General features: G+C 37.3%; 6 protein-coding genes and 1 pseudogene. 1 reads left to right on the top strand and 6 read right to left on the bottom strand.

Annotation, left to right across the window (positions count from 1 at the left end; translation table 11 throughout):
• Nucleotides 1-26: 26 nt before the first annotated feature.
• A pseudogene (locus PCIT_RS10580) lies at nucleotides 27-536 on the bottom strand (NAD(P)-dependent oxidoreductase); the annotation flags it as partial.
• A gap of 243 nt (nucleotides 537-779) precedes the next feature.
• On the opposite strand from PCIT_RS10580, the gene PCIT_RS10575 reads away from it, so the two are divergent.
• Nucleotides 780-1,652, top strand: a complete 873-nt coding sequence (locus PCIT_RS10575; RefSeq protein WP_010363020.1) for an NAD(P)-dependent oxidoreductase — start codon at nucleotides 780-782, stop codon at nucleotides 1,650-1,652.
• 267 nt (nucleotides 1,653-1,919) lie between these two features.
• On the opposite strand, the gene PCIT_RS10570 is transcribed toward PCIT_RS10575, so the two are convergent.
• From PCIT_RS10570 to PCIT_RS10550, 5 genes are all read right to left on the bottom strand, one after another.
• Nucleotides 1,920-5,378, bottom strand: a complete 3,459-nt coding sequence (locus PCIT_RS10570; protein WP_010363022.1) for an SNF2-related protein — start codon at nucleotides 5,376-5,378, stop codon at nucleotides 1,920-1,922.
• A complete protein-coding gene (locus PCIT_RS10565; RefSeq protein WP_010363024.1) occupies nucleotides 5,378-6,820 on the bottom strand; it encodes an EH signature domain-containing protein in 1,443 nt (480 codons plus the stop codon). Before PCIT_RS10565 ends, PCIT_RS10570 begins: the two co-directional genes overlap by 1 nt.
• A gap of 12 nt (nucleotides 6,821-6,832) precedes the next feature.
• Nucleotides 6,833-7,576 carry an OmpA/MotB family protein gene (locus PCIT_RS10560; protein ID WP_010363026.1) on the bottom strand — a complete coding sequence of 248 codons (744 nt, stop codon included), beginning with the start codon at nucleotides 7,574-7,576 and terminating at the stop codon, nucleotides 6,833-6,835.
• 2 nt (nucleotides 7,577-7,578) lie between these two features.
• Nucleotides 7,579-9,654 carry an anti-phage ZorAB system protein ZorA gene (gene zorA / locus PCIT_RS10555; protein ID WP_010363028.1) on the bottom strand — a complete coding sequence of 692 codons (2,076 nt, stop codon included), beginning with the start codon at nucleotides 9,652-9,654 and terminating at the stop codon, nucleotides 7,579-7,581.
• An 80-nt stretch (nucleotides 9,655-9,734) separates the two neighbouring features.
• Nucleotides 9,735-12,776, bottom strand: a complete 3,042-nt coding sequence (locus PCIT_RS10550) for a type I restriction endonuclease subunit R (protein ID WP_010363031.1) — start codon at nucleotides 12,774-12,776, stop codon at nucleotides 9,735-9,737.
• Nucleotides 12,777-12,778 lie beyond the last annotated feature (2 nt).

The raw sequence follows: 12,778 nt of genomic DNA, 5'->3' as shown, positions 1-12,778 counted from the left end.
TTATTCTGGACTGTGTTTGAGTTAAATTACTTTGCTTTATTATGTATTGCATCAAGCCTAGCCAGCAGGCTAGATGTATCAAAACGCCCGCCCCCTAATGCTTGAACATCTGCGTAGTATTGGTCAACCATGGCGGTTACGGGCAATGTCGCACCATTGCTGCGCGCTTCATCAAGCGCAATACCAAGATCTTTGCGCATCCAATCAACAGCAAAACCAAATTCGTACTCACCCGCATTCATGGTTTTATAACGGTTTTCCATTTGCCAAGACCCTGCAGCCCCTTTAGAAATGGTTTCAACAACCTTTTCTGCATCAAGTCCTGCTTGTTTAGCAAAGTGCAAGCCTTCAGCCAATCCCTGTACAACGCCAGCAATGCAAATTTGATTGACCATTTTACAGGTTTGACCGCTACCCACTTCACCAAGTAACTGACTAAAGCGGCTAAATGCAGCCATGATTGGTTGGGCCTTATCAAAACAGGTTTGCTCACCACCCGCCATCACCGTTAACACCCCATTTTCAGCACCTTTTGTTGAATGCGACAATTATCCTTAAAAGTTGTCAATTAATTTCAATGTTGTAAATGTTATTTTTTTAGGAATCAAATCAGAAAATTATATTTGCCGGAAGATACAAATTTTGAACATTCGAAATTAGTATCTTTGCGGAAAACTCTAAAAGCTGAGAACCTTAATTTTTATTGTTGAGAGTTTGAAAATGTCACTTTCATTCATGGTAGCATTAGGCTAATTAATTTATCTTCAAGAAGAAAAAATATGGAAAAGTTAAAAATAGCATTTATTGGCCTTGGAGTTATGGGCTACCCTATGGCTGGTCACCTTTCAAAGAATTCTGACTTTAATGTCACGGTATATAATAGAACTACTGCTAAAGCTGAAAGCTGGGAAAAAGAATATTTGGGCTCTATCGCAACCACTCCAAAAGAAGCAGCACAAGATGCTGACATAGCTTTCATCTGCGTTGGAAACGATGATGATCTAAAAGAGGTAACAGTGTCAGCCGAAGGTGTTCTCCAATCAATGAAGCCTGGCAGCGTTCTTGTTGACCACACAACAGCATCAGCAGATATTGCAAGGTTTCTATGCCAAGAATCTATTAAGAGAAACATTGGTTTTATTGATGCTCCTGTCTCTGGCGGAGAAGCTGGAGCCATTAATGGACAACTCACAGTGATGTGTGGAGGCGATAAGAGTCACTATGATAAAGTTGTAGGTGTTATGAATTCATACAGTCGCTTCAGTCAACTTCTAGGAGAAGTCGGTTCTGGCCAGCTTGCTAAGATGATGAACCAAATATGTATTGCAGGTGTAGTGCAAGGCCTTTCAGAAGCATTACAATTTGGCCAGAAAGCAGGCCTTGATTGCGAGGCTGTAATAGAAGTTATATCAAAAGGGGCTGCGGGATCATGGCAAATGGAAAACCGTCATAAAACCATGCTTAAAGGTGAATATGAACACGGATTTGCTGTAGATTGGATGAGAAAAGATCTTGATATCGCTCTTACCGAAGCTAAACGAAATGGCTCAACTCTCCCGTTAACCGCTCTTGTAGATCAATTCTATGCTGATATCCAAAAAATGGGCGGCAATCGTTGGGATACCTCTAGCTTACTCAAAAGGTTAATCTAAATAATCTTTAGTTGAGTTATATAAACCTATTTTTGCTGACATTTTAAAGTTGCCAAAATCACCACAAGTCATGTTACCTTAATCAAAAGATAACATGACTTTTCAATTAAAGTGTAATCTAAAATATCTAATTAATTACTTAAATGAAGCCTAGATTATCCATTTGGGATTGACGAAATGTAAATTAGATTTGTACAAAATGCATCAATCACTAATTCGCACAATAACTAAGAATTATCTGAGTTAGAATTATCACTTTACTAAAAGTCATACTTTCATTCTTTTCTTATCTAAACGCATTAATATTTGTTTAAAGGTAATCTGATGCTTCTTAACTAACTGAGCCAACTCACTTCCATTAATAACCTCGACGCCACATTGCTTTGCAACTTCTCTAGTCCTTGATGAAAGCATTGTCGCATTAGTAATGAAAAGTAACTTTGCACAAGTTTTACCTATTTGATGCTCGTAAATTGGTTTGGCTGCAAAAATTTCTTGCACAGCTTTATAACCATCATAGCGGCCTCTAATAGTGTGCTTTGCTTGAATCAGTACCATTTCATTATTTACTATCAAAACCCCATCAGAGCCTTTATCAGCACCATTGCTTGCCAGCCAAGCACTGTCTGCACTAAGCTCTTTATTCATTACCTCAACTGTTAATGCTTCAAACTGCTGCCAGCTTAATTTTTTTATATCATCAGCATTTATTACTTGTTCATCACTGAATCCTTTAGCACCAGCAATACCTCCGGGCATTGGGATCACTTCTTCAGGTGTAACAACCGCATCTTTTAGTTGAGTTTTCTTTGTGAGTAACTTATGAAGATTAACATCGAAAGACTCCATCTCAGGATGAAGAAGTAATGGAACGTAAATGTTAACGTCTTTTGTCTGCCCAATTCTGTATACGCGATCGGTAGCTTGGGCTTCTTTAGCAGGATTCCAGTGGCGCTCGAAATGAACCACATTATTTGCTCCAACTACAGTCAATCCAACACCTGCTGCTACAGGGGACATAACAATAATATTAAATCCTTCTTTTGCTTCAAAGTCAGCAATCATTGTTTTACGAGTAGGTGTAGATACTTTTTTTGAAACTGCCTTTGCATCACCATTAATTATTGAAAGAGGGCCTAGCCCGTATTTCCTTCCTAATGCAATACTAAGAAAAGTTTGAAGACGTTTGTTTACCGCGAAAATAATACACTTTTCATTTTTGGTTTTAATTAAATCTAGTAGCTGTAGTAAACTTTTTAACTTCTCTGATTCAAATAATATTTCGTCTAGTTCTTTATTAGATTGGGGGCAATTTAAACTACCCCCATCCGCTAATCGCGGATGTAATGAACTATTTCTGAGCCTTTGTAGTGTGCTCAGTACATGATTAGAATCTGACTCTTCAATCGACTCTATAGCACCATCATAAACCTTTAATTGATAACCTGTCATTGTCTTCCCTAGTTCTGGCAGGTATTTCCAATCTGTATTTTCAATTCCAACATACATGAACTTTTCAGGTAGCCCGTCAAGATTGTCTTCCTTAACCCTGCGAAGCATTATAGCCCCAACTTTAACCCTTAACTCCCGACCAACTCTATTTCTAATATCTTCAACTTCATCGCTTGCAGCTTGTAATATTGGTGAAATGTATTTGGCTCTAAAATCCTGATAACTTCCTAAATATTTAGGACAGGCAGTATCCATTAGGCACCAGAAATCCGCTAAGCTATTTTCAACAGGAGTACCAGTGGCAACTAATTTGAATTGGGCTTTAAGCCCTTTAGCTGCTCTGGTTGCTAAGGCGTTAGGGTTTTTGATATTTTGTGCTTCATCAAAAATGACTAAACCCCAATCTATAAGACAAAGAGAGAATTGATAATCTCTAAAGGTTTGATATGTTGTTATAACCAATCGACCCGGCATATCAAGTCTATCGACGCAGTCTTTACCAATGTTTAACGAATAGCGAGGTTCAAATTCGTCACCATCTGAAGTGTTTGTTCTGATTTCAACACCACCATTTTTAAATCGATTTAACTCACCATCAGTTTGAAGAATAACAATGTCTCTAAATGGAGATGTTTTAAAGGTTTTTTCTACTTCATCTTTCCAGTTTTCAAGCAAGCTCAGAGGAGCAACAATCAATGTCGGTTTCTGAGTTTCATTAATTTGACTTACTTCACGATAATGATGTTCCACAGCAGAAAGTGCCATGAACGTTTTCCCTAACCCCATGTCATCAGCAAGCAAAGAGCCACTGATATCGCTATTTTCGTGGCTTTGATCCAATAGCCCTAGAATCCATCGAACTCCAATATCTTGATGCTTATATGGAGTTCTTAAGTAATTGCCCCAATCTAAGTCCCCCATTCGGCATACATCATTTATCTTCTCTGAAACAATCGGTGAATTTTCGGATAGTTCTTCATCATTAAGGTCGATATCTACTACTATTGTTTCTTCTGTTTCTGTTGCCTCTTCTTCGCTATCTGAATCAAGACCTGTATCAACCTCTTCTTCATCATTACCAGAGCGTAATTTCATCTCAATCTCATCGAGAGTTTTGCTTACATTGTCAGAGTCAGAAATATCAAAAAATTTACCTTCAAACTCGATTTCATTGGCCCCTGTATTCACAGCATCATCAATTACTTTTTTAACGTCTTCAAATGATGATGAATCACTTACTAAAGGAAGGAGTTTTGAGATTGGAAGCACTTGCTCAGAAGAAGCTGATTTCCCAAACCAATCAACTCCTGAATCATCAGTTTCACCAAAATAGGCGTGTTTAAAAGTTGTCGCCCCATGTACACGCAACGAAAACCCAAGGTCTAAATCTACCAACGACGCATCAATGAAAGCGGTTGGGTTTTGCAGAAAGTCTTTTACTTTACTCTTAGGTACAACCCTGTTGTCCAACACTTCTTTTACGGCTTTAATTTTTTCTTCCGTAAATAGAATGATTTCATCACCTACTTTTATAGTATTGGCATTTGGTGCAACTATTTGTCCCAGCACTTTCTGTATATCTTCGTGACTTGATTCTTGCCCCATAAAAGGTGTAAGTATCAAATTACCAAAAGAATCTAACTCCGCCTCAACCGCTATTTTTTCTGGAGTATGTATTTTTAATTTTTCGAAATGTTGAAGTTGTAATTTGGCATTTTGCTTCTGACTCAATTGCAAGTTATGAAGCAAGGTTAAGTTATCGAATTCAGTTTTAGCAGAATTCTCATGTTTCTTTTTTGACTCAAATGCTATGAGTTGAGCCTGAGTTAGTAAGTATTGCGAAGTCTCTCCAAATTTAATTATTGGACCTTCGATAGAATAACTATGAGTAGTCCTGCCATCAGGGTCTGATACCGCAAGCTCAACCTTAAAATTAGATCTACTCGTATTCCCTCTTATATCAGAATAAATTACACCATCCCAAAGTGGAGGTAATGATAAAGATTCTCGAACGTAATCATCTAATCGACACAGTACATTAGCAGGCACAATGAAGCCATTAGGTATGCTCTCAGCCTCTTCTTGCTCTTCTAGCATTTTTAAAGTGACATATTGTTGTATAAGCCACTCGTTAGCAGTGCCATTTCTAACTTTTTCAAACTCTTTTTTGTCTAAAGAAAAGTAGGCGCCATCGAGTTCATCAGGAATAAAATTAAACGAAACAGACCGATCTGCATTTTTAAAAAATTTATTAATTAAGTTCGAAAGTGCCACTAATCTGCTCCAAATCTTCGAATATAAACACGATAATCATCTGCGGTTAAAACATCTTTTATTGTTACTGGCACCCTTAAATCCCTTAATGACTCTACAGCTCTGCGCTGCCAGCTAAAGTTTGCTGGAGAGTGAGTAAAGTAGTCATATGCGCCGTGGCCATAGTTACTCATAGCCTCATGAAGCCCTTTTGTTAGGCTCCTATAGGATTTGCGCTGTTTATCATATTGAAGTACTGGTGCAGATTCATGCAAAGAGCGATATATCCACAATTTACATTGGTGGCTACCTTCAATCATATGGGCACTACCTAAGTCCACATAAATAATAGATTTTTCACCATCATCAACTATGGAAAAGTCTGGTAGGTGCTCTTCTTTGTATTTAGTTTTTAAAAAACGAGCCATGCTTTTACACATATATAGCTTGGTGTTTTTAATTAATTTCTTATCGTAAAGACCTTCCAAAAACTTTTTTCTAGTTGGAAACATTCGTTCCATATCAGGATCATAAGAAGAATAAGAAAAGTCCTCCAATGCTTCTAAAAAAAGTCTTAAATCAAGCCCAGATAACCAGCCTTTTACTTTAGCAGACATGTCTTTTGAAACATGACTCCACCACTTTCTGTATCTTGGATGGCTAACAGGTACTCTTGGGTCACCCGCAATTGACATAATTGTATTAAGCCAAGACTCATGGATATCGTGCGAAGGTGCTCTTTCTATTAGTATCTTCAAAATTTTATGGCCCAATAACTCGGAGCTATCAAAGCTAGATTCATAGACCTCTTTTTTTTGAACCTCTGTAAGAAGGTCGTGAGGTTTATTAACTGGAATGTTTTTGAGTTGTTCTACAAAGTAAATTCGTTGAGCTAGCTCCATAAACTGACCAGACTGAAACTGATCAAGTTCGAATTCTTTAACGATAAAATCGAAATCTCTATTTTTATCTATAGCTTGTTGTGCTAACCATTTAGGCCCATCTTGAGAAAGTAAATTTTCATCAAACCATTTTGACTGCTTACGTTTTTTTCTAGCGTTAATCAACCATTCTGACGTATACGCAACATTAATTAAGCTACTATAACGACTCAAATAATATTGGTAAAAACTCTCCAAAAATAACGAACTTGGTTTTTCGGTTAAAAAGTCAATTTTATCTAAGATAGAAGTTGTAAGCTGGATTTGTTGTCCAACTTTTGAATTAAGAGCGAAACCAAGTGCACGAATATCCAATTTATTTTCAATTACATTCTCAAGGTTTTTGTTCGCCTGCACAGCATTATAAACTTTTCTCCAAGCAGCCTTAAAACTGTCATTATCTGTACCTGCCTTTTTTGAAATTTGTTTGAGTCCATTCACCAGGTCCAACATCAAGCTAGTATTTTTCCCAAAAGGGTTTTCAGGTATTGTAAATCTGAGCTTTTTTAAATTTATTCTCATACTCAACACCACTTATTTTTTGTTGTAATTAGGTTTTATCTTTTCAAGATCTTCGATCGAAGGTCTTTTTACAGTAAACCTAATATCAATGCGTCTATTCTTTGCTCTAAGTTCTGGTGTTGACTCATCTAACTCAACTCGTCTAGTCGCAGCGTAACCACTTACTGAAAATAAATTTTCTTCAGAATGATTCAATAATTCATTTAAGCTTGGTTCTAAAACTAATTCTTCACTCCATAGCTTCCAAACTGTTATCGCTCTATCAGCACTTAAACCCCAGTTTCCTTTAGTCCAATATTTACCGAACTTAATAGGAACACTGTCTGTATGGCCTTCAACAAATACTGTATCTAAATAAGTGAATCGATCATTTTTCATTACTGCAGAATGAAGAACTGCACCGATACTTTTAACTGATTCCACCATATCTTCAGGAATTTGATCGTCACCTGACTTAAAAGAGAGGGTTTCTTCTGGAATACGAATCACCGTCTCATTATCAGCAATTTCCACCTTAATATTTTGCTTTGCCAACTCTTCCCTGACCTCATTCAAAATATCTTGTCTTGCTTGTTCTGCTTTTTTAAGCTCTTCAATGCCTGCATCAATATCTTGTGTTCGTTGAGTAAGTTCAATGATCAGTGCCACAGCAGCTAAAATAAAAATGACAAGCAATGCCGACATTAGATCAGAAAAAGAGATCCAGTATGGGTTCTCTTCATCTACTTTTACATGTGTACGTGATGCAAATTTCATTGTTATGCACCTACTTTGTCTTGAATATCCTCAACAACACCCGCTAATGCTCTTGCAGCATTATTCATAGTGGTTGCATATTGAGTTGAAGAATCAGCCCATATAGTCAGATGATCTTTAGTCTGAGCATTGGCTTGTTCAGCATAGTCTGAAAGCAAGTTGGTCATTTGAGTTGCCAGTTCATTTACATTTTTCTGTAATTGTGACAAATATTCTTTCTGAGATGACTTCAAGCTATCAAAAGTATTGCCTGCATTAACGATCATGCTATTTATTTGATCAGCTAAATCTCTGAAACGCCCTGTATCTGCAATCAATTGCTCTCGTAAATTCTCCATTCGCTCAGAAGTAGTTTGATTTTGGCTAGCTAAATCTTTCGTTGATTCAATAGCCTCAGTAACGGCACCAGATAGTTTATTTCCGGCATCTCTGACATGAGAACCAAATATACTCATTTTTTCTGCCGCTGATTTAAGTTCTGTCGCAGACTCACGCATACTATCAGTTGCTTTAGCACTTGCTAATACAGATGACTCAACACTTTGTTGAAGTGATTTGCCTTGTTCAATAATCTGCTCTGAACTCGTTTTGTGGTTCTGTATGCTTGATTCTATTTGAGAAACTAATTCTTGTGTTGACTTTGAAATTGCTTGTGTTTGCTGTTCTAAGGCAGCATTCCTTTGCTCAGATATTGCAGCACTCTGCTCGTCACGCTTGGTAAATGATTCATTTAATGAGGACATCTGTGACTGAACAAACTCAGTTAACACCGAACTTTGAGACGCGATACCTTCTGTTAGCGACTTAATTTGTTGTTCAATGTTGTTCGTAAACTCTTGCTCTCTTTCTTTTGCACGAGCTTGGCTGCTATCAAAAGCATCATTTAAACTGCCAATTTGAGTTTCCATCAACTCAGTCATCTTACGACCTTGCTCATTGCTTTGTTCAACTAATTGAGAAACTTGCAATGAAATAGAAGAGATAAGTTCTTTTTCCCTTTCCCCTGATGCTTGCTGAGACGCTTCAATCTTAGAAATAAACGCTTCCATCGTGCTATTCATACCAGAAATTGATTCGTTAACTTTTTCTGAAGCATTTTCCATTGCGACTCTTTGTTGATTACCTTGAGCGCCAAAACCATCCATAAATTTCGTTAACAAATCCTCTAACGCCTTTTGATTCCCTTCTGAAGTTTCGTCCACGAGTTTATTAATAGCAGGCGCCATTATTTCATTTAGCGTTGTCTCTAATGCTTCACTGATTCCTCGAGTTGCAGTTAGCATTGATTCCTGCATTTTAATGCCTATTTGCTCAGCTAAACCTTGTAAACTCTCCCTAGATTCAATGCTATTATGAGCAATAATTTGAAGTTGAGATTCAGGACTTAAACGCGGAAAAATATCGTCAATTTTATCTTGGAGTATGCTTATTCTTTTTCTAATGCTTTGCTCTAATGATTTCTCAATAAAATTAAATAAAACACTTAACAATACACCCCAAACAGATGTCATGAAGGCAACTTTAGCACCACCAATCACCGCAGAAACACCTGCTTTCATTTCTTCAACTGAGACATCAGAAGAAATGTTCATCTCCGAAAGACCAATTTGAAGACCAACAAAAGTACCTATAACACCAACAGCGGTTAAAAAACCCGGTACAGCAGCAATTAGTCTGTTATCTGTAACACCTTTTGCCAGAGTGTGAGTATTGAAAAAATGTGAAGCATCAAACGTATTATGTAGATGAACATTACCAATAGCCTTAACTTCTATTAGTGTTTCATCAAATTCTTTCCAGATATGTCTTACAGGCTGACTTTTCTCTTTATCTTTTTCGGTGATAAAGCTAATCAAGTCTCTTCTTTTAGATGAAATATTTTCTGTTGAAATACCTTTCAGAGCCTCATTTAAGACCTTTATCCTTTTTTTAGCCTTTCTGAACGAATTACCTGATTTGGCAAGAAAGAAAAATGTTATCCCCAAAAGGAATGCTACAAAAATAGCACTCAATTGCGACTCAAAATTCAGTGTACTAAAACTTAAAAAGTCAGGGACTAACCAATCTAATTTTTCCATAATGTTTCCTACAAAATGACATTCACTTGTTATTCTTGTTTTTAGCGGTAAAAACTAATACCGCTTGTTTTCCATTATTTTTATAAACTAACCGTTCTTTGCATACTCTGCATCCAAGATGCTTTAAAAGCGGGATCTCCAGCAAAAAGCTTGTAAAGTTCTAGTTCATCTTTACGTCTAGCCAACATAACTTCCTTCAGCATTTTTTCGAATGCTAGTTCACGGTTATGTGGATCTGGATTGTTCTGATACTTAGCTTCAAAATCTGGATGTTGTTTAATGCTTTCAGCGATATTGATGAACTTAACTTTCTGTTCCTCTGGAGTTGCACTCCAGCCTTGAAACCATCTCTCGTTAAAATTCTTAATAATATCGTCTAGCGGATCTCGCTCTTCTTCACCACCATGCGCTCCACGAGGGTTAGGGTTCTGTGGCGCTAGTTCTGTTTCTTCTGCATCAAGTCCAATACCGTAATTTAACTTAACACGCTGAAGACCATAGGAACTTAAATCAACTGACTCTAACAATTCATCAAGCGCTTCAGAATCAGGGTCTTTAACAATCAGCTTTGGTATTAAGAATTTTAAGAACCAAAACAGTTTTTCCCAAACAACAATTTCATAAGGCATGATTGAAGCCATTTGTCCGTAAATCTTCACAAATTGTTTAGCTTTGATCTTAAAATCGACTTTATCGTCATCTTCTAGCTCTAATTCAAAATTAAACCGATTAGCCGCAGTATCAATAATTGGGCTTAAGGTTTGAGCGTCTTCATTATCAAAGTAGCGCTTAACGAAGTCTTCAACTTCGTACCATTCATAAACGCCAATATCGTCCATCGCATCTTTTAGCTCATGTAATACATTTACATCAGTTGCTTCAGATAAAGTCGTTGAAGTATAAAATGGGTCAAATGCCGTTTTTATCTCATCAACACTATTAAAGAAATCGAGTACAAATAAATCCTCAGTCTTTTTACCAAGCTTAGGTGCAGAGCGATTTAAGCGTGATAATGTTTGTACACAAAGCACGCTTGCTAACTTTTTATCTACGTACATAGAACAAAGCTTTGGCTGATCAAAACCCGTTAGGTATTTATTGGCCACAACCAACAAGCGATACTCATCAGTATCAAACTTATCTTTTGTTTCACTCTCGGCAAAACCATTCATTTCAGCTTCAGTATACTCAATGCCATCAACTTCTTTGGTGCCAGAAAATGCTATCGCTATTTTAAATGGGCTACCTTGGGCTTCTATCACTCGTTTTAAGGCTTTGTAATAGCGAATAGCGGTTACAATATTTTGTGTAACAACCATACCTTTGCCTTTACCACGTAGCTTTTTGGCATTTACTACATGCGGAATAAAATGCTCAAGCATAATTTCAGCTTTGGTATCTATGGTCTGTTGGCTGGTTTCAACGTAGGCACGTAATCGTTTTTGCGCTTTTTTAGTATCAAATTCTGGATTGTCTTGAATCGATTTTTCTATCTCGTAATAACTTTTATAGGTAGTGTAATTCGCTATGACATCAAGAATAAAGCCTTCTTCAATAGCTTGCTTCATTGAATACAAATGGAATGGCTTAAAACTGCCATCTTCTTGCTGCTGCCCGAATTTTTCTAAAGTACTGTTTTTGGGTGTTGCAGTGAATGCTAAGTAAGATGCATTACCTCTCATCTTTCTTGAGCGCATAGCTTGAAGTACTTTATCTTGAGCGTCCTCGGCCTCTTCGATTTCAGATTTACCCATCGCTCGGTTCATGTTGTCGTGCGCAGAGCCTGACTGTGAACTATGGGCTTCATCAATGATTACAGCAAAACGTTTATCACTTAAATCACTAATGCCATCAATGATGAATGGGAACTTCTGAATTGTAGTGATAATGATCTTCTTACCATTTTCGAGTGCTGACTTTAGTTCAGATGATTTAAAAGCAGGAGCAACAATATTCTTAACTTCAGAAAACTCTTTAATATTATCTCTTAGCTGTTTATCTAAAAGCCTTCTATCGGTTACAACAATCACCGAATCAAATAGCGGCTGTTCGATCCCTCTGCTTCCTGGAGCATCTGCTGATTTTGGGTAAGTTTCAATAAGCTGATACGCAGCCCAAGTAATAGAATTTGATTTACCAGAACCAGCAGAGTGCTGTATCAAATAGGTTTGGCCCACACCATGCGTGGCGGCATGATCTACTAACTTACGAACAACATCCATTTGGTGATAACGAGGAAAAAACAGCGTGCGCTTTTTTAAGTCATCTTTGCTTGAGCCATCTAAGCGAACAAAGTGCTGAATAATGTTAGCCAAACTTTCTTTGGTAAACACTTCTTCCCATAAATATGCCGTCTTGTGTCCCCCTGAACCAAATAAAGAAGTATTTGGTGGATTACCCTGACCATGATTGTTACCTTTGTTAAACGGTAAAAAGAAGGTGCTTTTCCCTGCTAACTTGGTGGTCATATACACTTCGTCAGTATCAACAGCCATATGCACTAAACAACGACCAAACTGCAATAACGACTGCGAGGTATCTCTATCATTACGATACTGCTTTTGACCATGGTAACGTGCATTTTGGCCGGTCCATGCATTTTTCAGTTCTAGTGTTATCAACGGAATACCATTGATAAACAGCACCATATCAATTTCTTGTAACGGATTAGTTTTTGAATACCTTAATTGGCGCGTTGAGCTAAATATATTGGCATTAAAGTTCTGTTTAACAGAATCACTACTGCTAGCTAATGGTGCTGGATACATCAGGTTTAAGTGTGCATCTTCAACACTTAAGCCTTTTTTAAGTAAATGCAAAATGCCATGTTTTTTAATAAGCCTATCAAAACGCTCAAGTACTTTGCGCTGCCAATCATTAGGGCTATTACGCTTAAGTTTTTCCAACTCATCTTCTTGAGTATTTTCTAAAAACTGCCAGAAATAATTAGTGTCTAACGCATAATGCATGTCAAAGTCAGTCGGTTGACCAAGCTTATAAAACTTGTTGCCAAAATCAGGCGCAGCTTCTTGCACACCTGCTTTGATGTCTTCTAAGCAAATTCCTGTTAATGCTTTTTCTATTGCAGCTTCAAGCGCTTGTTCGTTTGTTTGACTAACCATTT

This window comes from Pseudoalteromonas citrea (genome assembly GCF_000238375.3).
Taxonomy (GTDB): Bacteria; Pseudomonadota; Gammaproteobacteria; order Enterobacterales; family Alteromonadaceae; genus Pseudoalteromonas; species Pseudoalteromonas citrea.
Note: the sequence above shows the minus strand (reverse complement) of the source record. Positions and strands in the feature narration are given on the sequence as shown.

Coding starts and splice junctions, on each gene's coding strand:
- zorA (WP_010363028.1), bottom strand. CDS start 9,654: ATGGAAAAATTAGATTGGTTAGTCCCTGACTTTTTAAGTTTTAGTACA.
- PCIT_RS10565 (WP_010363024.1), bottom strand. CDS start 6,820: ATGAGAATAAATTTAAAAAAGCTCAGATTTACAATACCTGAAAACCCT.
- PCIT_RS10575 (WP_010363020.1), top strand. CDS start 780: ATGGAAAAGTTAAAAATAGCATTTATTGGCCTTGGAGTTATGGGCTAC.
- PCIT_RS10560 (WP_010363026.1), bottom strand. CDS start 7,576: ATGAAATTTGCATCACGTACACATGTAAAAGTAGATGAAGAGAACCCA.
- PCIT_RS10550 (WP_010363031.1), bottom strand. CDS start 12,776: ATGGTTAGTCAAACAAACGAACAAGCGCTTGAAGCTGCAATAGAAAAA.